This is a genomic window from uncultured Victivallis sp., assembly GCF_944391105.1.
Lineage (GTDB): Bacteria > Verrucomicrobiota > Lentisphaeria > Victivallales > Victivallaceae > Victivallis.
Genome location: NZ_CALXSK010000010.1, coordinates 1 through 25,183, shown reverse-complemented (window position 1 = coordinate 25,183; position 25,183 = coordinate 1). Strand labels below are relative to the sequence as shown.

22 protein-coding genes are annotated in these 25,183 nt (G+C 58.8%); 12 read left to right on the top strand and 10 right to left on the bottom strand.

The annotated features are described in order from the left end of the window. Nucleotides 1-106 precede the first annotated feature (106 nt). The 5 genes from mtaB (at nt 107) to Q0K10_RS05085 (ending at nt 6,091) form a co-directional block, all read left to right on the top strand. The gene (gene mtaB, locus Q0K10_RS05105; protein WP_294504120.1) at nt 107-1,402 is read left to right on the top strand and encodes a tRNA (N(6)-L-threonylcarbamoyladenosine(37)-C(2))-methylthiotransferase MtaB; all 1,296 of its coding nucleotides are present in this window, start codon (nt 107-109) and stop codon (nt 1,400-1,402) included. Between the two features lie 15 nt (nt 1,403-1,417). Next, nucleotides 1,418-2,341, top strand: coding sequence for a PTS sugar transporter subunit IIA (locus Q0K10_RS05100; RefSeq protein ID WP_294504117.1), 924 nt, complete (start codon nt 1,418-1,420; stop codon nt 2,339-2,341). Nucleotides 2,342-2,347: 6 nt separating this feature from the next. After that, a complete protein-coding gene (locus Q0K10_RS05095) occupies nt 2,348-3,676 on the top strand; it encodes an FAD-dependent oxidoreductase (protein ID WP_294504115.1) in 1,329 nt (442 codons plus the stop codon). Between the two features lie 106 nt (nt 3,677-3,782). Beyond that, nucleotides 3,783-4,130, top strand: a complete 348-nt coding sequence (locus Q0K10_RS05090) for a hypothetical protein (RefSeq protein WP_294504113.1) — start codon at nt 3,783-3,785, stop codon at nt 4,128-4,130. Then, nucleotides 4,127-6,091, top strand: a complete 1,965-nt coding sequence (locus tag Q0K10_RS05085; protein ID WP_294504111.1) for a hypothetical protein — start codon at nt 4,127-4,129, stop codon at nt 6,089-6,091. The genes Q0K10_RS05090 and Q0K10_RS05085 overlap by 4 nt, the downstream gene beginning before the upstream one ends. Nucleotides 6,092-6,376: 285 nt before the next feature. On the opposite strand, the gene Q0K10_RS05080 is transcribed toward Q0K10_RS05085, so the two are convergent. Beyond that, complete coding sequence (locus Q0K10_RS05080; protein WP_294504109.1) at nt 6,377-9,529, bottom strand: hypothetical protein; 3,153 nt, start codon at nt 9,527-9,529, stop codon at nt 6,377-6,379. Between the two features lie 204 nt (nt 9,530-9,733). Beyond that, nucleotides 9,734-10,483 (bottom strand): hypothetical protein, encoded by a 750-nt coding sequence (locus Q0K10_RS05075; RefSeq protein WP_294504105.1) that lies wholly within the window; start codon nt 10,481-10,483, stop codon nt 9,734-9,736. A gap of 623 nt (nt 10,484-11,106) precedes the next feature. On the opposite strand from Q0K10_RS05075, the gene Q0K10_RS05070 reads away from it, so the two are divergent. After that, entirely contained in the window at nt 11,107-11,355 is a 249-nt protein-coding gene (locus Q0K10_RS05070; protein WP_294504101.1) for a helix-turn-helix domain-containing protein, read from the top strand. Nucleotides 11,356-11,458: 103 nt separating this feature from the next. Here Q0K10_RS05070 and Q0K10_RS05065 read toward each other — a convergent pair whose 3' ends face one another. The 3 genes from Q0K10_RS05065 to Q0K10_RS05055 are packed head-to-tail and all read right to left on the bottom strand — an operon-like array spanning nt 11,459 to nt 13,999. Next, nucleotides 11,459-12,355 (bottom strand): D-hexose-6-phosphate mutarotase, encoded by an 897-nt coding sequence (locus Q0K10_RS05065; protein ID WP_294504097.1) that lies wholly within the window; start codon nt 12,353-12,355, stop codon nt 11,459-11,461. Beyond that, nucleotides 12,352-13,473, bottom strand: a complete 1,122-nt coding sequence (locus tag Q0K10_RS05060) for a hypothetical protein (RefSeq protein WP_294504094.1) — start codon at nt 13,471-13,473, stop codon at nt 12,352-12,354. The genes Q0K10_RS05065 and Q0K10_RS05060 overlap by 4 nt, the downstream gene beginning before the upstream one ends. A gap of 16 nt (nt 13,474-13,489) precedes the next feature. Further along, the gene (locus Q0K10_RS05055; RefSeq protein WP_294504092.1) at nt 13,490-13,999 is read right to left on the bottom strand and encodes a nitroreductase family protein; all 510 of its coding nucleotides are present in this window, start codon (nt 13,997-13,999) and stop codon (nt 13,490-13,492) included. 173 nt (nt 14,000-14,172) lie between these two features. Here Q0K10_RS05055 and hisF point away from each other — a divergent pair, with 173 nt between their 5' ends. Genes hisF through Q0K10_RS05035 form a run of 4 tightly spaced genes read left to right on the top strand, consistent with a single transcriptional unit; the run spans nt 14,173 to nt 18,210 of the window. Continuing rightward, a complete protein-coding gene (gene hisF / locus Q0K10_RS05050) occupies nt 14,173-14,937 on the top strand; it encodes an imidazole glycerol phosphate synthase subunit HisF (RefSeq protein WP_294504089.1) in 765 nt (254 codons plus the stop codon). 45 nt (nt 14,938-14,982) lie between these two features. After that, the gene (locus Q0K10_RS05045; RefSeq protein WP_294504086.1) at nt 14,983-16,317 is read left to right on the top strand and encodes a malic enzyme-like NAD(P)-binding protein; all 1,335 of its coding nucleotides are present in this window, start codon (nt 14,983-14,985) and stop codon (nt 16,315-16,317) included. Between the two features lie 33 nt (nt 16,318-16,350). Next, nucleotides 16,351-17,262 carry a nucleoside hydrolase gene (locus Q0K10_RS05040; protein ID WP_294504083.1) on the top strand — a complete coding sequence of 304 codons (912 nt, stop codon included), beginning with the start codon at nt 16,351-16,353 and terminating at the stop codon, nt 17,260-17,262. Between the two features lie 39 nt (nt 17,263-17,301). After that, nucleotides 17,302-18,210 carry a family 43 glycosylhydrolase gene (locus Q0K10_RS05035; protein ID WP_294504080.1) on the top strand — a complete coding sequence of 303 codons (909 nt, stop codon included), beginning with the start codon at nt 17,302-17,304 and terminating at the stop codon, nt 18,208-18,210. Between the two features lie 87 nt (nt 18,211-18,297). On the opposite strand, the gene Q0K10_RS05030 is transcribed toward Q0K10_RS05035, so the two are convergent. The 3 genes from Q0K10_RS05030 to Q0K10_RS05020 are packed head-to-tail and all read right to left on the bottom strand — an operon-like array spanning nt 18,298 to nt 21,990. After that, nucleotides 18,298-20,163 carry a hypothetical protein gene (locus tag Q0K10_RS05030; RefSeq protein WP_294504077.1) on the bottom strand — a complete coding sequence of 622 codons (1,866 nt, stop codon included), beginning with the start codon at nt 20,161-20,163 and terminating at the stop codon, nt 18,298-18,300. Nucleotides 20,164-20,165: 2 nt separating this feature from the next. After that, nucleotides 20,166-20,873: a type II secretion system protein gene (locus Q0K10_RS05025; protein ID WP_294504074.1), complete on the bottom strand. Its 708-nt coding sequence runs from the start codon at nt 20,871-20,873 to the stop codon at nt 20,166-20,168. Between the two features lie 46 nt (nt 20,874-20,919). After that, complete coding sequence (locus tag Q0K10_RS05020) at nt 20,920-21,990, bottom strand: substrate-binding domain-containing protein (RefSeq protein ID WP_294504072.1); 1,071 nt, start codon at nt 21,988-21,990, stop codon at nt 20,920-20,922. 278 nt (nt 21,991-22,268) lie between these two features. Between Q0K10_RS05020 and Q0K10_RS05015 the strand changes: the two genes are divergently transcribed. Beyond that, nucleotides 22,269-23,198 carry a DUF4434 domain-containing protein gene (locus tag Q0K10_RS05015; protein WP_294504069.1) on the top strand — a complete coding sequence of 310 codons (930 nt, stop codon included), beginning with the start codon at nt 22,269-22,271 and terminating at the stop codon, nt 23,196-23,198. A 7-nt stretch (nt 23,199-23,205) separates the two neighbouring features. On the opposite strand, the gene Q0K10_RS05010 is transcribed toward Q0K10_RS05015, so the two are convergent. Further along, nucleotides 23,206-23,919 (bottom strand): SDR family oxidoreductase, encoded by a 714-nt coding sequence (locus Q0K10_RS05010; RefSeq protein WP_294504066.1) that lies wholly within the window; start codon nt 23,917-23,919, stop codon nt 23,206-23,208. 92 nt (nt 23,920-24,011) lie between these two features. Here Q0K10_RS05010 and Q0K10_RS05005 point away from each other — a divergent pair, with 92 nt between their 5' ends. Further along, entirely contained in the window at nt 24,012-24,608 is a 597-nt protein-coding gene (locus Q0K10_RS05005) for a type II secretion system protein GspG (protein ID WP_294504063.1), read from the top strand. Nucleotides 24,609-24,641: 33 nt separating this feature from the next. Here Q0K10_RS05005 and Q0K10_RS05000 read toward each other — a convergent pair whose 3' ends face one another. Continuing rightward, on the bottom strand, nt 24,642-25,052 hold the full coding sequence (locus tag Q0K10_RS05000; protein WP_294504058.1) for a hypothetical protein: 411 nt from the start codon (nt 25,050-25,052) through the stop codon (nt 24,642-24,644). Nucleotides 25,053-25,183: the final 131 nt, after the last annotated feature.

The window sequence follows — 25,183 nt, the reverse complement described above, 5'->3', positions numbered from 1 at the left end:
GCGATAATATACCCTTCTTCCCGGGTTTGTGCAAGAAATTCAAATAGTTTGAGTTGCAAAAAACCGGAAACGGCTTTATGTTACCAACGGGAAAGGAAGTTCCATCTTGAATCGAAAAGCCATTGTTTTCACCCTCGGCTGCCGGCTGAACACCGCCGACAGCGCACTGCTCGTCTCACGTCTGACGGAGGCGGGTTACGAGGTTTCGGAGTCGGCGGAAAACGCCGCGCTCATCATCGTCAACAGCTGTACCGTAACGGCAGAGGCCGCGCGCAAAAGCCGCCAGATGGTGCGGAAATTCCGCGCTGCGCACCCGGAAGCGGTGATCGTGGTCACAGGGTGCAGCGCGGAGCTCGACCGCGACGCGTTCCTCGCGGACAACGCGGCGGATGTGGTCCTCACGAACCCGGAAAAGCGTTCGCTGCCGGAACTTGTCAGCGAGTTTCTCACGAAGCATGCCGCCGGGCTCGGCGGAGCGGAAAAGAGCATGAATCAACCCGTCACACCGTTCCGGGAGCGGGCGTTCGGGAGTTTTCCGTTCCGCAGCCGGGCGTTCCTGAAGATCCAGGAGGGGTGCGGCAACTTCTGCAGCTACTGCATCGTGCCTTACGCGCGCGGACCCGAGCGCTCGCGCGCTTTCGACGAGGTTCTGGCCGACTGCAGGAAGGCGGTTGAAGCGGGATTTCCGGAACTCGTGCTGACCGGCGTCAACACCTGCGCCTACTCCGACTCGGGGCGTGATCTCGGCGCGCTCGTCCACGAAATCGCCCGGATCGACGGGGAGTTCCGCATCCGCCTGAGTTCGACGGAGCCGGCGCCGGGGAACCGTTCGCTGCTCGATGTGATGGCCTCCGAACCGAAGGTTTGCCGTTTTCTGCATCTCGCGCTGCAGAACGGCAGCGACCGGATTCTCAAGGCGATGAACCGCCACTATACGACACGGGAATATGCGGATTTCGTCCACGCCGCACGCGAACGGATTCCGGGGATCCACCTCGGCAGCGACCTCATCGTCGGATTTCCCGGAGAAACGGAGGAGGATTTTGCGGAAAGCTGCCGCTTCGTCGAATCGATGGAGTTTGCAAATCTGCATATTTTCACCTATTCGCCGCGCGCGGGCACTCCGGCCGCTCTGCTCCCCGGAAGGATTCCGCCGGAAGTTGCGAAGGAGCGCCACAAACGGCTCGACGTCATAGCGAAAGAGTCGAAACGGAAATTCATCGCAGGACAGTACGGGAAAAGGGTCCCGGTGATCTTCGAACGGATCGATTCCGACGGGATGGCGCGCGGCTGGAGCGACAACTACATCGAACTTCGCGTTCCGGCGGAGGAGGTTCCGCTCGACCGGATCGTCTCCGTCGAAGCCACCCGGGAAAATACGGCAAGCAACCTGATTGGATAGATGCAAGGAGGAGCCATGACCGACAACGCAACCCATTTCTACAGTTATCTCGCCACAGGAAACATCATCTGCCGGAGCAGTTCCCAAACCGGTTCGGAGGTGATCGAGGAACTCGCGAAACTGCTGGCACGCAACAATGCCGGACTCTCCGCCGCCAACATCGTCAACGAAGTTCTGGCGCGCGAGGCGATGTTTCCGACCGTGATCGCGCCGGGACTTGCGGTGCCGCACGCGCGCCTCGCGGAACTCGACAAACCGCTGGTCGCAATGGCGACCAGCACGCAGGGGATCGACTTCGGCGTTCCGGAAATGGGTCCGGTGAAAGTCGTCGTGATGCTGCTCACTCCGGGGGATGACCCGGGGCTGCACCTGCAGCTGCTCTCGGCGCTCGCGAAAGATTTCGGGGCGGGGGATGAGATCGAAACGGTGGCGGCTCTGCCGACTCCGGAAGCGGTCACGAGTCACTTCAGCGGCTCGGGGTTCGCGATCCCGGAATTTCTCCGGGTTCATGACGTGATGACGCGCCGGGTCACGACCATGCTCGAACAGGATACGCTTCAACGTGCGATCGAACTCTTCGCGACGACGGGAGAGTTCGAAATTCCGGTCATCGACGATGATGGAGATTTGCGCGGCGTGATTTCGCTGCTTGATCTGCTGCGGTTCAGCATGCCGGAACACGTGCTCTGGCTCGAAGACCTGACGCCGATGTACCGGTTTCAGCCTTTTTCGGAGGTGCTCAAGGGGGCGAACGACACGAAAGTGGCGGACGTCATGCGTACGGAATTCGTGAGCGTCGACGAATCGGTTCCGGCGGTTCAGCTTGCGAAGCTCTTCCTCGTCAACAACATCAAGCAGCTTGTGGTCGTAGATTCTGCGGGGAAACTTGCCGGAATCGTGAATTTGAAGAAGTTCGCGGCCCGGCTTTTCTGGGAGTGATGTTTCATGAAGCCGGAATCGTATCAATACCACGGGAAAATCGGAATTTCCTCCGGATGGGATGTCATTGTCATCGGCGGCGGCCCCGCCGGGTGCACGGCGGCGACGGCGGCGGCCCGTGCCGGAGCCAAAACGCTGCTGCTGGAGGGGACCGGTGCTCCGGGCGGCATGGGAACTTCGGGACTTGTTCCGGCCTGGTGTCCCTTCTCCGACGGGGAGAAGATCATCTACCGCGGTCTTGCGGAAACGGTATTCCGCCGGGCGACTTCCGGAATCCGGCATGTGGACGAAAAGCAGTTGAACTGGGTTTCGATCGACCCGGAGGCGCTGAAGCGCACCTATGACGAACTTCTCGAGGAGTACGGCGTTCACGTGCTTTTCCACACCTTTGCTGCCGGAGTGGAAATGGCCGAATCCGGCAGGATCGACGCGGTCATTGCGGGCAGCAAGGCGGGGTTGACCGCCTTCCGCGCGAAGATGTTCATCGACTGCACCGGCGACGGCGACATCGCCGCCTGGGCGGGGGCGGAGTTCAAACTCGGGGACGATGAAACCGGGGAGACGCAGTATGCGACGCTCTGCTTCCAGCTCTCGAACGTCGACTCCTATTACTACCAGCACGGTTGCCGGCTGCACGGCAGCAATCCGGACTCGTCCATTCACCGCATAGTGAAAGAGGGGAAATATCCGGAGATCATCGATACGCACCTCTGCCAGAACTTCAGCGGCCCCGGGACGGTCGGCTTCAACGCGGGTCATCTGAAAAACGTCGACAGCACCGATCCGGAACAGGTCTCCGCGGCGATGATTCAAGGTCGAAAAATCGCCCGGGCGTTTCTGAACGCGCTCAAGGAGTACGAGCCGGAGGCGTTCGGCGGTGCCTTTCTCGCGTGCACGGCGAATCTGCTCGGAATTCGAGAAGGGCGGCGCATTGCCGGAGAGTACGAACTTACTTTCCACGACTATCTTGCGCGGCGCGACTTTGCGGATGAGATCGGACGCAACGCCTACTATCTCGACATTCACGGCATGCGTGCGGATATGCGCGCAGTGGTCAACAAGGCGGGGCGCTACAAGCCCGGCGAGTCGCACGGGATCCCGTTCCGCTGCCTGCTGCCGAAGAAGCTCGACAATTTGCTGCTTGCCGGACGGTGCATCTCGAGCGACCGGATGACCTACGGCAGCGTCCGGGTCATGCCGGTCTGCCTCGTGACGGGCGAAGCCGCCGGGACGGCCGCCGCGATGGCGGCCGCGCAGGGCGGCGCTCTGCGGGAACTCGACGTCGCCCGCCTCCGGCAGGATCTGCTCGCCCACGGCGCATACTTCAAACCGTAAACGGGATACCGGCTCAAAGCTCCGGCTCCTCCCGGGGAGAGGGGGCGACGTGCGGTGAGTTTCTTCAAAGGGAAATTTCTCCGCCGAAAACGGGAGATTTTCGAGTATGAAATTTCTGCCTCGGATTGAAATCGTGGTCTTTCTCTTCTGGGTGGCTATTTTCGCCGGCTGGTTGATCCGTCTCTTTCCGCTGCACCAGGAGTGGAGCGGGCTCCAGTGGATCGGCCCGGACGGAGCGCTCATCGGCGCGGGAGTGCTGCTTGTACTTTTCGTTCTCGGGAAATTCGCCGCAGCGATCCGGAAACAGACTCTCCGGCGTAAACTCGAAACTGCACGGAAAATCTGCCGAAACCGGCAGGAGACGGCTGCCGCCCGGAGATTCCACTTTCCCAGGAACCGGAGGGGTCCGCGACAAGCCCGCCTTTTCCGGAGAAAACGGAAAACGTTACGTTGAAGGGACTCTTTGCGGAAAATGTCCGTTATGTGCGGGCTGCCGGTTTTGCCGTGCTGGGGCTGGCGACCCTGCCCGGCGTACTGCACGAAGTCGAGCCGTACTTCTGTTCGGGAGAGGATCATACTGTTTACCTCTTTGAGCTGCTCGTCCTCTTTCTGCCGCTTCTGACGGCCGGCGCGGGATGCGCCGCGGCTCTGGGAATCGCCTTTCAGCAGAACCGCTGGATCGCGGTCATGCGGGAAGAACGGCGTCATCGGAGCATTTCGGCATGGGAGGATCTCCGACTCTGCTTGCCGGGAATCCGCTACTGGTTCCTCGGCCGCTCGCTTGCCGGAGAGCTTCCGCGTTCGTCGCACTGGTTGCCGTGGGGAATGATCGCGGGGGCGGCGCTTTACTGGATTACGGGACTCGTCATCGGCCCGTTGAGTCCGATCCCGTTCTGCGCGCTCGCGGTGAGCGCGGGCTGCTGGCTCGGAATCGCCCGGCGCATCGCCGATGTGCCGATGGAAAGACGGGAACGGCTCGGCTGGCTTGGGCTGCTTATCGCTTTTCTGCTGGTGACGCTGTCGGGATATCTCCTTTATTACGAAACACAACATGAGATTTGGAGGGAAACCCGTCTGCTCCAGAATATTGGAGTTCCCGTCAACCGCGGAGAGTTGAAACAATTTTTGAACCGGGGAGGTGCGCCGAATGCGGAATTCGGGGCGCTGGTGAATCGCTGTCGAAACTTTCCGCTGCCGATGTCGACGATGGAGTATTTCGCCTCTCCGGAGAGCGGACGACGGAAGCTCAAAGCCTGTCTTGCCGGGAAAGAGTGCCGGGCGGATTTCCTGCCGCCTGAGTCGCTGATCGCATCGGGTGAAAGTTTGAAATATCCGCGTCCTCTTCCGGACGGATTGCTGATCGATCCAGGATTTCTTTCCGAGAGCTATCTGATTGCCGCCGCGCGCTGTTACAGTCTCAGGATCGTAGCGGCGCTCGAGGAACGGGACGGGAAGGAGGCCATGCGGTTGTTCCGGCTCATGACCCGTTTTCTGGATTTGATTCCGGAAAGCGATTTTCTCCTCGAAGCGCTGGCAGTTCAAGGGATCGAAAGCATTCGATGCGATACCATCGGCGCGTTGCTGGGGAGCGGTCTGCTGAATGATGCGCAACTGCGGGAAGTCGCCGACTCCAATCGCGGCCGGCTCGATCGACTTCGAGCCTCCTCTCATGGCGGGCGACGCGGTACCGCGTACCTTTCCCTGGAATTGCTTCCCGCGCTGGCGGTTCCGTATCCGGATGTGCTGCTGGTTTTGAGGCTGAACGTGCAAAATTACGTCGGACCGGAGATTCGGAACGGCACGCTGGAGTTTCTCTTCCGCGGCAATACGACCCTCTTTCCGACGCTCCCGTGCCTCTGGACGGAGACCGTTCAGCAGCAGGACCGGCTGCTTGCGATGCGGCATCTGCGAATCGTGACGGAGTATCTCGACCATCCGGAGAAGTGGAGTCCTGCGGCGGACGAGGCCCTGAAGCGGGAATTGGCAGACGCGAAATGGTATCAGGAGCCGTTCGTCGGCAGGAATCCTTTTTTCGGACGGGATCAGCTGCTGCGGGCGGAGACGCGCTGCCGCATGACGGAACTGGCCTTGCAGGTCGAAAGGTATCGGCGCGGGAAAGGGCGTCTGCCGGAAACGCTTGAGGAGCTCGGCATCCCGCTTCCCGTGGATGCCCTGAGCGGAGAAGCGATCCGTTTCACGCACATGGCCCGGGTGTTCCGGCATGAGAACGAGCGTATCGTTCCGATTGATTTCCCCGGCTGGCAGCTCTCCGCGCCGGGAGGGAATTACCGAATGCCGCCGAAATTCCGAAAGGAGTGGCGACGCGACACCTTCACGGTCCTCACCGAATGGCCCGCTCCCGCGCCTCCGGAACCGAACCAATTGCGTCCCCCCTGCGACTCAGACACAGACTGAAGCGTAAAGACGCGGCAGGTTCCCGGAAGAGCAAATTCATTCTCCGCTTTTCGCGGATAACGTCCGGAAAATCGAGCATATTTTAAAGAAGATACTTGAAAAAGAACCCGTTTCCGGCTTGATTATAGTGAAACCGTCATTAAAAAAAGCACAACAACTTAGAAAAAATTGAATCTGATACTGCTTTCTATAGCGAAATGGTTCATACTGCACCATGGTCAAATCAGGAAAAGAGTTCCGGCGGACAGACAAATCCGCCGGAACTCTTTCCGCCGATTCGGACGACTACTTCCGCAGCAGCCGCGGAGCGATTGTGATGCCGAGCGGCTGCACCTGGTACTCGCGGCAGAACATGTCGCCTTCGGTTCTCCACGCACCCGGCCCCGCCCACGGAATCCGGAATGAGAGATGCACCGATCCCTCGCAATTCACGCGGCTGCCGTACAGCGTCAGATCGAGCGTGTGCTCGCCCTTCGCAACGTTCCCGAGTTCGCACTGGTACGGCGCAAACGCAAGATCCCCGACCGGTTTTCCGTCGAGCGAAACACTTACAAGCGTCCCGCGGAATCCCCCGAGCGGAACTTCACGCGAAACCACCGTATCGGCCAGCGAGGCCGGCGCAGATGTGACCCGGCTCGGAATCCGCAGCACCAGCTCCTCTTCCTCCTCCTGAAGGAAGCGGCAGTGATACGTGATGTTCCCGCCATAGAACGGCAGCCCCTGCCGGGTCACATCGCCCCAGACAAGCTCCCGAACCGGCTCGACGATCCGCGCAGAATCCCCGCGCAGCTCCACCCCGAAATCCCCGAGAATGAAGCAGCGTTCCACATTGCCGGACCGCGTGTAGGCGATCCGGACGAGCAGTTCATGCGTCCCGGCCGCAAGGCGCGGCAGAAATCCCGTCTTCAACGAGCGGTCCACCCAGTACCCGTTCTCTTCGAACGGAACTTTTACGCCGTCAAGGAAGATCTCGGCATTCTCCGGCTCCTCCATCGCGAAAAGCGGCGACTCCACGTCGATCAGCGTCTCGACCGTATAGCAAAGTTCAAGTGTGCAAAGCACTTCGGTCGACTTTCCGTAGACCCACGGTTGAACAATGTGCCCGCCGCGCGGACGCTCGCCAAGACGCTTCCGGACCAGGTTGTCGAGCCGCAGAATCTCCTCCGCCGGCTGCCATTCGGCATCACCCGCCAGCCGCCATTTCGGCCGGTCGAGCAACAGCACATTCGGCTCGTCGAGCGAAATCGGAAACACTCCGGTGATGTGGTCAACCGTCGCAGCCTCGGCTTCGGCATCCGTCAAAAGCGGAATGCCGATCTGCTCCCCGCGACACTCGTTCGACGGCAGCAGCTTCACAAGCAGATGACCGTGCGGATACATCGGATATTCAAACTGCGTCCAGCCGTTCTTCTGCACACCTTCAACCGGCGTCTGCTTTCCGGTCATGGTATCGCAATAGACGACCTGCCAGTTTCCGCGCACTTTGACGTACAAATCCCGCGCGACCCCGATCCGCTCGGTGTCGACGAGGAAGAGGTAACGAACGCCCTGCTCTTCGCGCATCTGATAGAGCAGATGCTCCATCGGATAACCGTCACACTTCCGGATCGCCGCCACATCGCGCAGATCCTCCACTGCCCGGAGCACCGATTCGCGCGTGAAGGAGATCCGTTCCGCCTTCTCCGCGAGTTTCATCGCCCGGTCGGACATCACCGCGTCGCAGCAGACCGGAACGTCTCCGGCGAAAATCACGCGGCCGCCCGCAGCCTGGAATTTTTCGAGCCGGTCGAGCGTCGTCCCGCGCAGCGTGATCGACGGCGGCACGATCACGACATCATACCCCATCTCGCCGACGATAAAGCTCCTGCCGATCTGAACCGGAGAGAGTTCCGGCAGCAGCGACTCCGCGATGAAGTCGAAGTCCACAAGCCCGTTCAGCAGCCAGTGAGTGATCGCCTCAAAAGTCTCCGTCAGCGACGACCGCCGCGAAGCGGTCATATCCTGCGGTCCGTAGACGAGCCAGTAGGATTCGATCGGGTGAATCACTCCAACCCGCACCCGGGCCCGGCCGCGGCTCATTGCCGCATTCACCCGCGCGAAGTGGTCCGCGATGATCGGATACTTTTTGTACCACGGCGACTGATAGCTGATCGAAGCCGGATAGTCGCGCTTGGCCTCCCCCGCCATCGACACCCACGAGAGATGCGGAACCCGGACGGTCACGCCGAGCGCGGCCTGCCAGTCGCCGTGACCCTTGTGCCCCTTGAAGTCCCAGTCCCAGTCGGTCACTCCGTTCAGTTCCGAGAGCACGCCGCCGCGACCGAACTGGCGGGAGGCGCTCTGCGCCTGTTTCGCCGTGCTGTATTCGAATTGGTCGCAGAGCATGTCGATACCGGGGAACTGGAACGAACGATAGCTGCGCATCGCCTCTCCGAGCGCGGAGGTCTGAGATTCAAGCGTAGGCTCCTCCATCATGTGTCCGGAGAACCGGATGCCGTGATTCTCGCACCAGCCGCCGATCGTGTCGGCGAAGGCGGCGGAGAAGCGCTCCGCGACATGATCGTGATAGCGATAGCGTGCGAGCGAATATTTTCCATCCGGCAGCTCCCATACCACTTCCGGGAAGGTGTCGAAGAGATCGCAGCCGTAAGCGGCCCGATAGCTCTCGGGCAGATCGTTTGTGTACGGGAACACCGCATCACGTTTTTCCCGGGCGAATTTCAGGGCGCTCTTGCGGGTAAACTGCGGCTCGTCGGTGAAGATCGCCGGAATGGTTCTGCCGAATTCGGAGCCGACCTCGCGGAAATAAGCCTCATAGGTCACTTCGACGAATTTCCGGATTGCGGCGGGATTGAGCGTATCGACATAGGTCTGATCATTGTACCATGGATCCGGCTCAGCTACAATCAAATAGGCGTAGAATTTCTCCGCTCCCCCGGCGGGATTCTCATCCTCGCCGATGCGGTGATAGTCTGCGAGCGCGCCGGAGTCGTCGAGTCGAACCGACCAGGCGGCGAGAAACCGGCCGGAGTTGTCGTTTTCCGGGTTCGGGGCCTCTGTCCGGCGGTTCGGGGTGAAGAGCAGGTGACGCGCGCGGAACTCCGGATTGCGGGTGACGATTCCCCCCGCCGCGCCGGAAGGCCAGCGGTCCTCATCATAGAGCCACGCGAGCATGTCAAGTTCCTTCGCGGTGGAGACGCACTCCTTCACGCAGGCCATGAATTCCGGACCGAGGTAGGGCGTACCCAGACCGGTACGGGCGTGCATATGAAAACCGCCCATTCCCATCTGCTTGAAGATCCGGATCTGTCGTTTGAGCTCTTCCGGATCGAGTTTGCAGTTCCACGCCCAGAACGGCGTATCGCGGTAAAGAGCCCCCGGAGACGCAAAAAGGTCGTCGAACTTCACTTTGCGGTCGGCAGCATACAGACTATCCATTCATCCACCTCGATTTTTGTTGGAATTCGGGTTACGGATATAGAATACTCTTTTTTCTGCGGATTTTCCATCACAAATGAATCAAAAAACCGCACAAAACAATCAAAACACTCCGACGACATGATGAAGGATAAACTCAAAACCGCCGGCTCAACAGGAACAGTGGTAAAAAATATCCTTTCCCCGTCGACGCAGCGCCATGGATTACTCCTGTTTATCAGCGGAAGATTTGGAGGCGTAATGTGTTTTTGCTTTTTCGATTGCCTCGTTGAATTTTCCGTTTTTCAAATCAGCGAGAAATTGATTCAGGCAGTCAGCCATGGCAAATTGAGCGGCCCGTCGGTCCCCATACCATTCATAAGCCTTGTTATTAAAAAAGTTTGCGAATGGAAACCCGAAAGAAAGCGAATAATATTGCTGTTCTGCGTAGTAATCTGCGATTCTTTTTCCGGAACGGTCATAGACGATAATCACTGCATCATTGACCCGGGGGCAACTGATTACCATTCCAAAAGTTGGAATAGCAACTAAAAAAAGGGGAGCGTCTCGAACCCAGAGCTGCCAGCTTTTCCATGGGAATCGCCCGTCGCCGATTCTCCCGGCGAGGACGAGTTCCGGGGAATCGCTGCGGATATTGAATCCGAGCGTTTCAAACGCATCAGTGACCAAATACGAAAACGACTCATCGGGACGATACGCGTAATGGGCTGTTGTTGAATTGCCATGAGCAGTTACAGTAGTGTTTGTCTGCCAGTCGTAAGCGGTGGCATTTGCCGTACTGCTGCTGAATCCGGTCTGCTGCAGTGTGGTGAGGGTGAATCCCTCCAATCGCAGATTCAAATCGAATTTCTGCGAACGATCCAACGCGACCGCGGGTGTTTCGTAAACCGTCCAGCATCCAGCGAGCAGACACCCGACTCCCGCACAGAACATTGCCATGAGAAAACGCATCATGATTCCTACTCCTAAATCAGAAAACAGCGGAAAATTTGAGCCGCTCCCAAACCACATAAACAAAAACCAAAACGATTGTTAAGATGCGTAAGAAAATCATTTGAACTCCAACAGAAATCTTTCATCCTTTCCTGAACGGGAATTTTCCCTTGAATTTCGGTTTATCCGATCTTCTCGGTGGCGTCGGCAGCCACGTCCTGGCTTTTAGCGGTCGTGATATTCCAGTTCTATCTGCAATTTCCTGTTGTGTCAGTCCATCGTCGTATTGACGACGCAACGCCGAGCGAAGCTCCTCAAAAACAGCCACAAGTCGTTCTCCTTCGCGTTCATCATCCCCTTTATAAAATATTACCGAATACCCCAAAATCAAAATTTTTTTAAAAGAAATACTTGAAATAGTTTTTCATAAAAACATACATTAATCCAGAAAGGAGAACGAAAACATGGATCAGACAGAAGTGTTTACGCTTCAAGAACTCGCGAAGATAAAAGCGATAAAGCAGGAAAAAGGCATTCAATCTGATGCAGAATTGATCCGCTTCCTCTTGAATGAAATGGAAAAAAATTTTTGCCGCAAATGTTTATACAAAAACAAACCAGGTAAAAACTATGGAGAGAATAAAATGGGGAACGAGGAACTTGCGATTGCGATCGGCGACCGGATTGCCGAACGGATCGAGGCGCGCTTTTCGGTCATGCCGACCCTGACGCTGGATCAGGCGGCGGAAACTCTCGGAATTTCAAACGAGAAGATGCGCCAGCTCTGCAATGCAGGAAAGATTCCGTTCATCCGGATTGACAAATTTTACCGGATTAAACCGGCAGACATCAACCGTTATCTGGAACAGAACTATCATCCGGGAAAAATGTGAGGCAGGAATTCTCCGCCGGTCAAGGCACACACCGAGATTCCGGCGGGGAGCTGCCCGGTCTGCCACATCCGTTACGGGAAGTACATTCCGGGCCTCGTCGCGCTTACCGTTTCACGGTGATCTTCTGACTCAGAACGTGACTCCCGCCGGGCCGGAGCGTGCGGCGGTCCTTCGAGGCGTTGACCGCTTCGATGCAGACCATCGTATGATACTCCTCGTCGCCGAAATCCGGCATCGCGTGTGACTTGCGAATCCACGGATTCCAGACCACCGTCGAGGCGCTGCCGAATTTTTCCACCACAATCGTCCGGCCGAAGCCCGGATCAAGAATTTCCACCGCCCCGGTCGTGTCGAGATAGATCCGGTCCACCTCGCAGTCGATCCGAATGTCGCCATCCTGCACACAGCCGAACGCTTCCGCGCCGACCACGCGGTTTTCATACTCCACTGTGTCGAGACCGCGGATCGCAATCGCTTCCGCCGACTTCACGTTGAAGTAGGTGTGGAGCGCATCCGTGATGACCTGTTCGCTCTCCGAGCAGTTCTTCATCGTCAACGTCATCTGGAGAACCCGGCCGATCAGGAACTCCATTCGCAGCTCGAACGCAAACGGTACCGCCATCGCGGTAACATCCCGCGGTGCGAGCTCAAACGCAATCCGCGTGGCATTTCCCTCCTGCGCCACCTCTGCGACGCGCCACTCCGAAAGCCGCGCAAACCCGTGCGCCGGCAGCGCCGGATCCGCAGCCGCACCGAAATACGGCCAGCAGACCGGAACCCCGCCGCGAATCGGCTTGTTCTGCTCGAACCAGCTCGAACGGCTCATCCAGACCACCGGCACTTCCCCGTTCGGAACAAATTTCATCAAATGCGCGCCATGCAGACAAATCTCCGCCTCGGCCTCGCGATTGCGGATCACAGCGGTAATAAATTTGCCGGGTCCCTCCCGGAACGTCACGAATTCCGATCCGAACAACTTGTTCAACTCTTGAAGATTCATTTTTCCCTCCACTCTTCCACCGGAACGCGGGGATAATGTCCGAGGTTGGCCGCGCACACCGATCCGGCGAACGGCCCCTCCGAAAACGGTGCGATCCGAAGTCGAAATCCTTTTTCCGCCAGCCGACGGTTGCCCCACAGATAAAACGAAATGCAATCGTCGAGGTCGAGATGTTCGAGCTCTCTCCTGCCCGGCCGCTCCAGATGAGCCGCCGCACCGCAGACTCCGGGAGCCAGCCCCGCCACCCGAATATTCGAACCGGCGCGCCGCACGAAGTCGCGGAAGATCCGCCGCGCCGCCGGACTGGTCAGGCACGGGAAATGCGTACTCCCGCCGCCGCATTCGATCCGCCGCCCCGACTCCGGCAGCACCAGAACCGCATAGTCGAGCACCGCCTCGGAATCCGAATCCTCTCCCGGACAACCCGGTTCATCCCCCGGCAGCGACCAGGCAAAGCTGTTCCGAAACCGCCACGGCCGCTTTTCGATCACCGCCTCAGCGGGAAACACAAACACCTTCCTGGTCAGCACGACTTCCTTCGAGCTTCCTGTAAGCGCATACTCCCCTTCCACTTCCGGCAGATACGCCGCCGCACGGTGTCTCCAGAGGTCGCCGCCGGCGTTGAACTCGACCCGCACGCCGTCGGGAGCCGTGAGCCGGACCGACATGACAAGCTCCCGACCGCGCACAAACTCCCGCTCCTCCCCGCCGGGCACAACGCACCGGAATTCCCTCTCCCCGTAAACGAGATACTCCATCTTCGCCCACGGCCCGGGAAAAACAACCGGTTCAAGCTCGACCGCACTCACGATTCCACGTGTAACCGCGCTCACGTCGACCGTCCACAATCCGAGGCCCGAGACCATCTCAAGCTCACGTCCGATCCGGTATTCGCAACCGAACGGAACAATCGACTCCATATCGATCGAGGCCGACAGGGCATCCAGCGAACCATGACCGCGCAGCTTCTTCACGAGTGCGCCGGTCTCGGCGAAACCGCCACAACGCACCCGTCCGAACCGCAGCAGCTCCCGCGTCCCGGCTCGAAGTTCAAACACCCGGTCGCCGTCCGGATGCACCGTACCGGTAAACCCCGGACCGGCAATCACCTTATCCATATCCCCCATAGACCGTTCAATCGATGATTTCAAAAATTTCGCCCTCGGGCTTGCGCTGCAACGGGGCGGCTTCCGTCGCCGCGTAGCCGAGCGGAGCAAGTGCCAGCGCGCTCCACGGGGCCTCAACCTTCAGCGCCTCATTCATCTTTTTCAAATCGTATCCGCACACCCAGCAGCTGGCCAGCCCTTCCGCGGTCGCGGCGAGAATCGCATGTTCAAGCACGATTCCGAGATCCATTTCGATGATCGAATGGTCATCACCTGCCCGGCGCCACGCTTCCTTCGCGTTGCCGAGCGCAACGAGAATCACCGGAGCCTCCGGCAGAAACCGCTGCGGACAGGCCGCGCAGATCGCGGCCCGGATTTCAGGATTCCGCACTGCCTGAATCTTGAACGCCTGCCGGTTGCAGGCCGTCGGCGCAAGCGAAACTGCGTGCGCGATTCTTCTGAGCGACTCGTCGGAAACCGGACGATCCGCATAATGGCGAATGCTCCGACGCCGGGAAACAACTTCATAAAAATCCATAAACAATACCCCCTTCCGGTCATACCGTTTCAATCTTTACTAAATGTAACCGGGAAGCGTCCGGAAAGCAAATTTTCCTGCGGAAAATCCCGGGATTTTCCGTGCAAAAACCGGATTGCAGTGTTATATTAAGCAAAATCAAATGACGCATCAGCAACACAGGAGAGGCCCGGATGCTCGCAAAACGTATCATTCCCTGCCTGGACGTGACCGGCGGACGGGTGGTCAAGGGAGTCAATTTCGTCGACCTCGTTGACGCGGGCGACCCGGTCGAAATCGCCCGGAAATATGACGAACAGGGCGCGGATGAACTCGTGTTCCTCGACATCACCGCAAGCAGCGACGCACGCGAAACCATGGTCGACGTCGTCCGCCGCACCGCCGAACAGGTGTTTATTCCGCTCACCGTCGGCGGCGGGATCCGCACGGCCGACGACATCCGCCGCATGCTGCTGGCCGGCGCGGACAAAACCTCCGTGAACACCGCCGCCATCCTGCGGCCCGATCTGATCCGGGAAGGCGCCGAGCGGTTCGGCAGCCAGTGCATCGTACTCGCTATCGACGCCCGCAAAGTCCCCGGCGAGGAGCGCTGGATCGTCTACACCCACGGCGGCCGCAAAGCGACGGAACTCGACGCGGTCGAGTGGGCCGTCCGCGGCGTCGAACTCGGCGCGGGCGAAATTCTGCTCACAAGCATGGACGCCGACGGAACCTGTGCCGGATATGACTGCGAACTTACCCGCCGCGTTTCGGACGCGGTCTCCGTCCCGGTCATCGCATCCGGCGGCGCAGGTACGCTCGAACACCTCGCCGACGTGCTGGGGAAAGGCCACGCAGACGCCGTGCTCGCCGCGAGCATCTTCCACTTCGGCACCTACACGATTCCGGAAGCCAAGCAATTCCTCCGGGAACGCGGCATTCCGGTTCGAACCCTTTGACGCAAAATTCAGAATACTCATCTATCATTTTCGGGAGAAACAACGATGACCAAGGAAGAACTTAAACTCCAGGCGCTCGCCTACCACCGCGACGGCAAACCCGGCAAAATCACCGTGAACGCCTCCAAACCCTGCGATACCGGCGCGGAACTCGCGCTGGCCTACACCCCCGGCGTGGCGCAGCCCTGCCTCGAAATCAAGGAGAAGCCCGAGAGCGTCTGGGAGTATACCTCGCGCGGCAACCTCGTTGCCGTGGTGAGCGACGGAACCGCCGTGCTCGGACTCGGCAACATCGGCCCCGAAGCGGGACTGCCGGTCATGGAGGGCAAAGCCGTGCTCTTCAAACGGTTCGCCGATATCGACTCGATTCCGCTCTGCCTCGGCAAGGTGTTCAATGAGAAGGGACGCTCCGACGCGGCGAAAATCATTGAAACCGTCGAGCGGCTCGAACCGACGTTCGGCGGAATCAACCTCGAAGACATCGGCGCACCCGCCTGCTTTGAAATCGAGCAGACCCTCAAAAAACGCATGAACATCCCGGTCTTTCACGACGACCAGCACGGCACGGCGATCATCAGCCTGGCCGCGATTCTCAACGCGCTCAAGCTGACCGGCCGCAAGATCGAGGAGTGCCGCTTCGTCGTAAACGGCGCGGGCGCGGCGGGAATCTCGTGTTCGCGTTTCTACGTCACCGCCGGGGCGAAGCGGGAAAACTTCATTCTCTGCGACTCGAAAGGCGTCATCCACAAGGGACGCACCGATCTCAATCCGGAGAAGGCCGAGTTCGCCGCCGACACCGATGCGCGCACACTCGCCGATGCGATGAAGGGAGCCGATATCTTCCTCGGATTCTCCGCCCCGAACTGCGTGACCGCCGAGATGGTCAAATCCATGGCGCCCTCCCCGATCATCTTCGCGATGGCCAATCCGGTTCCGGAAATCTTTCCGGATGTGGCTCTTGCGGCGGGAGCCGCGATCGTCGGCACCGGCCGCAGCGACTACCCGAACCAGATCAACAATGTTCTCGGATTCCCCGGCATCTTCCGCGGAGCGCTCGATGTCCGTGCACGCGACATCAACGAGGCGATGAAACTCGCGGCCTCCGCAGCCCTCGCCGAACTCGCCACGGAAGCCGTCCCCGCCGACGTGAAGGCCCAGCTCGCCGAAGCCTATCCGGACGACGCAAAGGCCGGCATGTTCGACGGCGAAGACGGCAAAATCAACATCAACTGCGTGATTCCGAAGCCGTTCGATCCGCGCGTCGTGCCCCGCGTGGCGCGTTACGTTGCGGAAGCCGCAATGAAATCCGGCGTCGCCAGGCTCGAAATCGGAGACCTCGACGCCTATGAGAAAAGCGTCGCCGACCGCGTGCGGAAGTGATTTCGCGCCTCGCGGAAATAAGGGAGCCGACCGATGAGAGACAAACCCATTCCGGTCATTCTCGACACCGATATCGGGAACGATATCGATGACAACTGGGCGCTCGGGCTGCTGCTCAAAACGCCTGAACTCGCCCCGAAACTCGTGCTCTCCTGCACGGGGGACACGGAATACCGGGCACTCGTCGCGGCGAAATTTCTCGACCGCGCGGGACGGCCGGAGATTCCGGTCGCGGTCGGCGTCCCGGCCCTCGAGCAGCCCGCCCCGGAGACGTTGCGCGAGTGGCTGGGAACCTATACGGCTTCCGACTATCCGGGGGAAGTCCGCTGTGACGGTCTCGAGGAAATGGCCCGGACCGTGGCGGACGAACCGGGGGAGACCACCGTCATCGGGATCGGGCCGCTCACCAACCTCGCGATGTTCTGCCGCCACTACCCGGGGCTCGTCTCCAAATGCCGTCTCGTAGCCATGCTCGGCTCCATCTACCGCCGCCACGACGGCGAATCCGGCCCCATCGCGGAATACAACGTCAAGATCGACATTCCGGCCGCGCAGACGGTCTTTGCCGCCCCCTGGCGGGAGATCGTCATCACGCCGCTCGACCATTGCGGGCTCATCAAGCTCGACGGGAAACGTTACCGCTCAGTAAAGGAATCCGCGGATCCGGTTGCCGCTCAGATCATCTCCTGCTACCGGGCATGGCGCGCCAGTTTCGGGCAAACCGGCGAAGCCACGGAAACCAGCACTCTCTACGACACGGCGGCGGTTCATCTCGCCTGGACGGACGCCTTCACGCAATTTGAGACGCTGCCGCTCGTGGTGGACGATCCGGGATTCACCCGCATCTCCCCGCGTTACGGCCGTCCGGTCAAAGTCGCCGTCGGCTGGAACAATCTCGACGGCTATCTCGATTTTCTCGCAGCGCGGCTGCTCGGCCACGCATGATGCACGAATCAGGTTGTCTGAGATGAGAGGGAAGTTCTTATGATGTATTTTGCCGACAATTCGCGCGGAAAAACTTACGCGAAAGATCCCGCTGTCGTCTTTTTCGGCGGGCGTTACCTTCTGTACTATTCGGTTCCGCCGTGGTGGGACGGCCGCCCGAACGACGGCTGGATCATCGGGGTCGCCGAGAGTTCCGACCTTGACAACTGGACGAAAATCACCGATTTGCCCCGCTTCACGGAACTGGAGAAAAACGGCTTCTGCGCCCCGGGCGCCATCGTGCTCGACGGCAAAGTTCACCTCTTCTACCAGACCTACGGCAACGGCGCGAAAGACGCGATCTGTCATGCCGTCAGCGACGACGGAATCCACTTCACCCCGGACGCGACCAACCCGGTCTTCCACCCGACCGGAGAGTGGACCTGCGGCCGCGCGATCGATGCCGACGTGATTCCGTTCAAAGGACGGCTCTGGCTCTACGTCGCCACGCGCGATCCCGAGATGGAGATCCAGAAACTCGCGGTCGCGTCCGCTCCTCTCGACAGCGATTTCGGCCGCGAAACCTGGCGTCAGGAGTGCGACGACTCCATCCTCCAGCCGGAACTCCCCTGGGAGCAGAAGTGCATCGAAGCTCCCGCGCTCTGCGAATATGACGGGAAACTCTATCTCTTCTACGGCGGCGCCTACAACAACAGCCCGCAGCAGATCGGCTGTGCCGTGAGCGATGACGCCATCCACTGGAAACGGGTTTCGGATTCCCCCGTCCTCCCCAGCGGCGAACCGGGCAGCTGGAACAGTTCCGAATCGGGACATCCGTTCGCCTTCACCGCCCCCGACGGCTCTCAGCACCTGTTTTATCAGGGCAACAACGACGGCGGCCGAAGCTGGTATCTCTCGCGAAAGCCCATCCGCTGGGAAAACGGGGTTCCCCGTTTCGACCTGCCCTGACCGGAGAAAATCAGGGAGGAGGAAGACCGGAATGCCATCTCCTCCCCCTCCCTGAAGTTGCCGGCAGAGTGAAAAGGACCGGCTTTTTCAGAGTTCCACGCCGGAAAAATAAAGGACTCCTGGAGTGGCTGTAAAGCGGAGCGTGCCGTTCTCCGCCGAGAGCTCGCGTTTTTCCCCGATCAGATCGCGAACCTCGGAAAGAGTTCCCCGTTTCACCGCCAGCGACACCGGCCTCTCGCCGGAAACCGTCCAGACAGCGGCAACAGGGTTCCCGTCGGGAGTTTTCCAGTTCGCCACATGGAGAGAGCCTTCGCTGCGGATCACCGGCCTGGTCGACCCGGCCGGATACATCCGTGACAGGGTCCGACAGGCATGGTAGGCCGCCTTGGGCTGAAGATCGTTCCGGATGATGCCGAAATGCGCTTCACGATCAAATTGCGCCCACTCAGTCGAGCGGAAGCTGTACCAGTAAACACGTTCTATGCCGCACGCAAACGCGATCAGCATCGTACGCGGCAGCAGTTCCGCCTGCACCGCCTCCGGGACGCCCTCGTTCCGTTGCGGCAGACTGCCGCAGACCGCGATCTTTCCCTTCAGATCACTGTTGAGGTGATAGACGCCCGCAATCGCCCCCCGGAACTCCCCGCGACGACCGTAAAGCACCGGTTCAAACCGATCCTCTTCCGCGAGATGTCCGCCGTCGAAAAACCGGAATCCGTCGAGAAACGCCACCGCGGGTCCCGCGGCATAAGGTGCTGCAAGTTCAAGACTTTCAAGTTTTTCCGGCGTCCCCGGCCGGGTCCAGAAGGTGTACCAGCTCAGATGAAGCGGCTTCATATACCGGTCGTTCACCTGTACTTTGCTGATCTTCCCCGTCTCCGAATCGCGGCGAAGATCGAAATAAAGCGGCAATCCGCCGGGAGACAGCAGCCGCCCGCCGTTGCGCAGATACGCCTTGAGCTCCGGAACGAATTCCGCCGGAAACGATTCCGTTGTCGGCAGAACCAGAAGGGTGTCCGGAGCGGCCTTCAGATTCTTCAACTCCTTCAGCGTGATGGAACGAACCGACTTCACCTCCGGCAGCAGGAGCTTCAGCTGAAATCCCGGCGTCTCGGTGTAGTAGAGATACTCGTCATCGGAAAAAGTCACACATTCAGTCGCTTCCGGCTTCATCTCCAGTGCGGCGAACAAACGCGGCAGCACTGCGGAGAGAAACGGCAGAGGCTCAACCGTGGAATAGCCCATCTCCGTGAACCAGACCGGTTTGTCTCCCACGCCATACCGTTCCATCAGCTCGTGCAGCGCGGCGAGATCGGTGGCAAGGCTCAGTTCGGGAGTCTCGCTCCAGCGGTACGGATGAATGCACATCACATCCATTGCCTCTGCCGCGCCCGCCCGAAACGACTCTTCGATGAAATCCAGCGGAATGCCCGCTGTGCCGCCGTAGGCGACCTTGATCTCCGGATTGAGTTCTTTGATCTTCCGGTAGGTGGGAATCAACAGCGACGCGTATTCCTTTCCGCTCGGTTTTCCCCGCCAGAATCCCGGCAGATTCTCTTCGTTCCAGATCTCCATTACGGGCATATCCGCGCCATAGCGTTTCACGACGACCTCGACATAGTTCAGGAATTCCGGCAGATGTTTCCAGGCGGGAGTCGCCCATTTCACGTCGTAGGCGATGATCGGCAGGATGCGGACGTTATGTTCACGCGCCATCGCCACGAGCGAGTCCATCCGCTCGAAATTCCAGACTCCCGGCGAACTCTCCATGGCATCCCAGTCGAGGTCGAAACGCACGGAGTCGATGCCGCCGGCCTTCATGAGTTTCAGCTCTTCGGCCGCCCGGTCATACTCCCATCGCTGCAGATGCGCGCAGACCCCGTAGGGTGACTCCGCCCCAAATCCCAGCACTCCGGCCGCAGCCGCCAACATCGTCGCAATTGTCTTTTTCATGTTCAAAGATCCAGAATTGTTCCATCGGCATACATGATTTTCGAATACTCCAACGCGGACTCCCGCAATTCTCCGCCCGACATCGCCTTCGCGTGGCCGTCCGCGAATCCAGAGGTGGAGCGTTCATTATGAACCAGCGCCTGGCACGAGGTCCCGCTCTCGAACGCGTCGTGCGGGCTGAACTGCGCAGTGGCACGCCCGTCCTTGAATCGCGTATCGATCATGAAAGCCGTGTCGGAAGGCTGTTTCATGCGATTCTGAAGCAGCAGATGAGTTTCCGGCGTGGTCAGCGTAAACCGCATGTCGCCGGCATCCTCCTTGATCGTATCGTATTTGGAGTCAGATGCGGCACGATATACGCCATACGTATACCAGCCATTCCAGGAGGTGGAATCGGCATCGTCGTTGACTGCAGTAGGACACTGTGTCACCTTGCGGTCGGAAAGATAATTGAAATCGGAAAACAATTTTGCCCAGGTGGAATTACCATATTGATTCGTTGCCAGGAAAACAAACGCTCCCTTGTTGGCGTCGGCATAAAACATCTGTGCCATCAGACATTGCTTCATATTGCTGAGACAGGCCGTCCCTTTCGCGCTCTCACGCGCCCGGTTCAGAGCGGGGAGCAGCATCCCGGCCAGAATCGCAATGATCGCTATCACAACCAGAAGTTCGATCAATGTAAATCCATTTCTTCTTCGTTTGTCCATCTGTTCCTCCTTGAAAAAACGCATGACCGTCCCTTTCCTGAATGGGTTAAACCTGAGACACCTCCGGAGAGATTCTGCGAACGCTGCCGCGCGGGATCAATAACGGCGGGACCCGGCAGATGCCGAAATCCCCACCTGCAAAAAAGCCGTCCACTCCGGCCGCAAGTTTCCTGGCGATTTCCCGCGCATCGAAAACCACAGTTGTCAGCGGGGGATCACACTTCTCCCCCGCCATCTCGCCCTGGCATCCGACGATGCTGATCTCATCAGGAATCCGTTTCCCCAGCACCTTGAAGCTCTCCATCACCGCCAGAGCGGAGTAGTCGCTCATCGCAAAGCAGGCGGTAAAATCGATCCGGTGAGACTGAAAATATCCCAGCAGAAAATCGCCACACGTGCTGCGGGAAGCCTCTCCGTGTCTGATGTTGCAGTCCACCAGCCGGGGCGTAATTCCGTACAGATGCAGGTAATCGCAAAAACCGTTGATTTTTTTTGTGCAGGTCAATCCTTTCGGTTCCGTAAGGAGCAGCGCAATTCTGCGATGACCGTTCTCGACGAGATGTTTCGCGGCCAGCATCCCCATGAGTTCCTCCTGCATATCCAGGATCGCGGCACCATGCAGCATGATGCCGCAATCAAAAAAGACCATTGGAATGCGCAGTCTGAAGAGAGAAAGCAGAATCTGCGGCTCCACCTCTTCCAGCCATAAAATCAGCAGATCGCAATGCCGCTGAGAAAATTTCCCGATCTCCCGTTCAAGCTGATCCGGAGCATAACGCTGTTCCGTGTAAACATAATTCCGCCGCAGGGAAAACTCATATTGCAACTCCTCGGAAATCCGGTTTGCATGTTCGCAGTTCCAGTCCACCCGGAAAAACAGAATTCTCCTCACCCGACCTCCTCCGCCGCAGGCAAACATGCCACGGCGCGGTTCGCTGCGCACCACCCGCTCCTTCGCCAGCCGCCGCAATACCAGGGTCAGCGTCTGGCGCGAACAGCGGCAGCTTTCGAGCAGAGACCGATAGGAGGGGAGCCTCTCCCCTTCACGGTAAAGCAGAAACTGATTCCGCAACTGTTCCGAAACAGCTGCAACCTCCGCATCGATCATTTTCGGCATATTCAGACCAACCTTCTATGGGGAACATCTTTCCTTCTGACAATATTATATTTATATTGCACAAATATTGCAAGTCTGTACAAAAAAAATACAACAACAAGATACAGAAGCGGGGAGCCGGCGCAACCTTCGGATCTTGCGCCCGGCCGGACCGGAGAATTTATCTGCAGAAAAATCAATTCCAATTTGCTTTTTCACCATAAACTCGCTATATTAAATGTCAGAAGGAAAACTAAATCGTTTTATGCGCCATCAAATCGAACGATGAGGATAAAGCAATGAAGATCACCGGAACGTTTCTCGACGAAATCAGCTACGACATTCCCCACCAGAACTGGGGCCGGGAAGAGTGGGACCGCGACTTCGCATCGATGAAGTCCATCGGCATCGATACCGTCATCCTGATTCGCTGCGGCTTACGCCGCTTTCTCTCCTATCCATCGGAGTATCTGATCGAAAATGAAGGGTGCTACCGTCCTCCGGTCGATCTGGTGGACCTCTTTCTCGATCTTGCCGAAAAGTACGGCATGACCTTTTATTTCGGCCTCTACGACTCGGGAAAGTACTGGATCAACCGAGAATTCGAACGCGAAATGGCCATCGGCCGCATCATCGCCGAAGAGGCATGGGGGCGGTACGGCCACCGCAAGGCATTCGGCGGCTGGTATCTGAATTTAGAAGTGAGCCGTTCCTCCGCCGGAATCATCGACCTTTATGCCGAAACCGGGAACTTCGTCAAAAAAATCTCCTGCGGCCTCCCGACCATGATCTCCCCGTTCATCGACGGAATCAAGGCGGTCGACACCGTCGGCACCAAAGACAACTCCATCGGCGTCGAACAGCATGAAAAAGAGTGGGACAAGATCCTCAAAGGGATCCACGGCGCGGTCGACATCGTCGCGTTCCAGGACGGCCACTGCGACTTCCACGAACTCGCCGACTATCTGCGGATCAACAAAAAGCTCACCGACCGCTACGGCATGACCAGCTGGACCAACTGCGAAACCTTCGACCGCGACATGCCGATCCGCTTCCTGCCGATCAAATGGGAGAAGATGCTCCTGAAACTTGAAGCCGCCAAAGCCGCCGGCATCGAAAAGGCGATCACGTTTGAATTCTCTCACTTCATGAGCCCGAACTCCTGCTACCGCGCCGCGGGACACCTTTTCAACCGCTACTGCGAGCATTTTGGAATCACCGGGAGATGACTCCCGGTCACAGGCTCTGACCGCAGTCGACGCAGAGGATCTGCCCGGTGATCGAATCGTTCCGGCAGAGGAAGAGCACGGCGGAAGTGAGATCGTCGAGTTCGACCTTGCGCCGCAGCGGCAGCGTCGGAATCGTCTTGGCCATTTTCCCGTCGGGAAGCCACGGCGGCGGCAAAACCGGCCCCGGGGCAACCGCGTTCACGCGCAGATTCCGGGGGCCGAGTTCGCGCGCAAGTTCGAGCGTCGCGTCGGCCAGCGCCCGGCGCGACAGCGCATACGCGCCGCCGTGCGCGGAGCGGTGCGTCACTTCCTGATCGAGCAGATTCACGATCGCCCCGCCCTCCGGCAGCTCCTGCGCCGCAAACGCGCGCATGAGCGCGAGCGGACTCCAGAAATTCACCTCGAACTGCTCCCGGTCGTGCGCTTCGTTTCCGGAAACGAGTTCGTCCGTCTCGAACATCGAGGCGTTGTTGACGAGAATGTCGACCTGACCGCATTCAGCGAAGAGTTTCGCCGCCGCCCCCGGAACCGCGAAGTCGGCCATGAGGATCCGGCACCGTTCGGGACGCGGCAGCGAAGCGGCAAGCTCGGCGGCCTCCTCCCGCGAATGGCGGACATGCAGAATGACATCCGCCTCTTCCGCCGCAAATGCGCGCACAATATTTGCTCCGACCCGTCGCGCGCCGCCGGTGACGAGGACGGTTTTTCCATCAATTCTCATGATTTTTTCCTGTTCCGCTTTTGAAAATCCGTTTGAGGCATATTATATTCCCAGTAGGGAAAAGTTTCAACCCAGACAAGAAAGGTTGTCCGATGAAAAAGCATTTTACACTGACCGAAATCCTGGTCGTGGTCTTCCTGATCGGGGTCCTGACGGCCATCGGCTTCGGGATGTACAGCTACGCGATGAACTCCGCCAAGGAGAGCGGAACGCGGGCGCTCCTCACCCGCCTCGAAGCCGCTCTCGAAACCTGCAACACCAAATTCGGATACCTTCCTCCGACAAGATCGAGCGGCAGCAATGCGGCCTTCAAGGAGATCCGCATTGAAATCGATGACGACGGAATGGTCACCTCACTTTGTTTCGATGAAAACGAAGAGGTCTCAGACGACTACCTGAAGGAGTTCCTGCGAACCGTCGATGCGGAGAACCTGAAGAAAAACCTCCAGCAGGAAGGTTCCAATGATTATTACGTTCTGATCGACGGCTGGGGCAACAAAATCTACTACGCCTATCCCGGAAAATTCAACAAGACCGGTTACGATCTCTACTCCGCCGGAGCCGACGGCAGAATGGGAAGTTCCGCTACGGGAGCAGCCACGGCTTCAGCACTCGGCGGGGCGTCCATCACCGACTTCAAAGATTCGTCGACCAACGAGGTGCTCTGCGACGACATCTTCAACTTCTGACAGTTTCAAGCCATCACGCCGCTCCGGATGAATTTACGGGGCGGCGTTTTTCGTTTTGCAGAGCAGGATTCCGCCGCCCGTGACGAAGCAGAAAGCGACATCGCCGAGAAACGGAAAAGCGGCAAGCCCCAGCGCCAGACCGTGAATGAGCAGAATCACGCTCTCGAAGAGCGCACCCCACGCGAGCAGCGGGAGCATTGAAGCGTATTTCCGCGGATTGAGCGCACAGCACAGATAGAGGAAGCCGATGATGCTCCACCCGCCCGTCGCCATGCGGAAGTGGTAGCGGATCATCGGGTCGTCGGTGGCACAGCTCTTGCCCATCCCCTGAAGAATGAACTCCATCCACTCCCAGGGGAGGAGCGTCCCGATGATCGAGACGCCCCACCCGAACGCCGCCGCCCACACCAGCAGCCGGCAGATCTGTGATTTCGCAGCACTCATTCCCGCCTCCGTGAATGTTCCACACGCGATGAGACAATATAGCTTTCTCTGCGGGAATCAAAACCACCGGCTAAGCCGGTGGTATGCACCACGCCTTCAAGGCGATATTGCCGGCAGCCCGACACGGGCTC

Coding starts and splice junctions, on each gene's coding strand:
- Q0K10_RS05100 (WP_294504117.1), top strand. CDS start 1,418: ATGACCGACAACGCAACCCATTTCTACAGTTATCTCGCCACAGGAAAC.
- Q0K10_RS05095 (WP_294504115.1), top strand. CDS start 2,348: ATGAAGCCGGAATCGTATCAATACCACGGGAAAATCGGAATTTCCTCC.
- Q0K10_RS05090 (WP_294504113.1), top strand. CDS start 3,783: ATGAAATTTCTGCCTCGGATTGAAATCGTGGTCTTTCTCTTCTGGGTG.
- Q0K10_RS05080 (WP_294504109.1), bottom strand. CDS start 9,529: ATGGATAGTCTGTATGCTGCCGACCGCAAAGTGAAGTTCGACGACCTT.
- Q0K10_RS05075 (WP_294504105.1), bottom strand. CDS start 10,483: ATGATGCGTTTTCTCATGGCAATGTTCTGTGCGGGAGTCGGGTGTCTG.
- Q0K10_RS05070 (WP_294504101.1), top strand. CDS start 11,107: ATGGGGAACGAGGAACTTGCGATTGCGATCGGCGACCGGATTGCCGAA.
- Q0K10_RS05065 (WP_294504097.1), bottom strand. CDS start 12,355: ATGAATCTTCAAGAGTTGAACAAGTTGTTCGGATCGGAATTCGTGACG.
- Q0K10_RS05060 (WP_294504094.1), bottom strand. CDS start 13,473: ATGGATAAGGTGATTGCCGGTCCGGGGTTTACCGGTACGGTGCATCCG.
- Q0K10_RS05055 (WP_294504092.1), bottom strand. CDS start 13,999: ATGGATTTTTATGAAGTTGTTTCCCGGCGTCGGAGCATTCGCCATTAT.
- hisF (WP_294504089.1), top strand. CDS start 14,173: ATGCTCGCAAAACGTATCATTCCCTGCCTGGACGTGACCGGCGGACGG.
- Q0K10_RS05045 (WP_294504086.1), top strand. CDS start 14,983: ATGACCAAGGAAGAACTTAAACTCCAGGCGCTCGCCTACCACCGCGAC.
- Q0K10_RS05040 (WP_294504083.1), top strand. CDS start 16,351: ATGAGAGACAAACCCATTCCGGTCATTCTCGACACCGATATCGGGAAC.
- Q0K10_RS05035 (WP_294504080.1), top strand. CDS start 17,302: ATGATGTATTTTGCCGACAATTCGCGCGGAAAAACTTACGCGAAAGAT.
- Q0K10_RS05030 (WP_294504077.1), bottom strand. CDS start 20,163: ATGAAAAAGACAATTGCGACGATGTTGGCGGCTGCGGCCGGAGTGCTG.
- Q0K10_RS05025 (WP_294504074.1), bottom strand. CDS start 20,873: ATGGACAAACGAAGAAGAAATGGATTTACATTGATCGAACTTCTGGTT.
- Q0K10_RS05020 (WP_294504072.1), bottom strand. CDS start 21,990: ATGCCGAAAATGATCGATGCGGAGGTTGCAGCTGTTTCGGAACAGTTG.
- Q0K10_RS05015 (WP_294504069.1), top strand. CDS start 22,269: ATGAAGATCACCGGAACGTTTCTCGACGAAATCAGCTACGACATTCCC.
- Q0K10_RS05010 (WP_294504066.1), bottom strand. CDS start 23,919: ATGAGAATTGATGGAAAAACCGTCCTCGTCACCGGCGGCGCGCGACGG.
- Q0K10_RS05005 (WP_294504063.1), top strand. CDS start 24,012: ATGAAAAAGCATTTTACACTGACCGAAATCCTGGTCGTGGTCTTCCTG.
- Q0K10_RS05000 (WP_294504058.1), bottom strand. CDS start 25,052: ATGAGTGCTGCGAAATCACAGATCTGCCGGCTGCTGGTGTGGGCGGCG.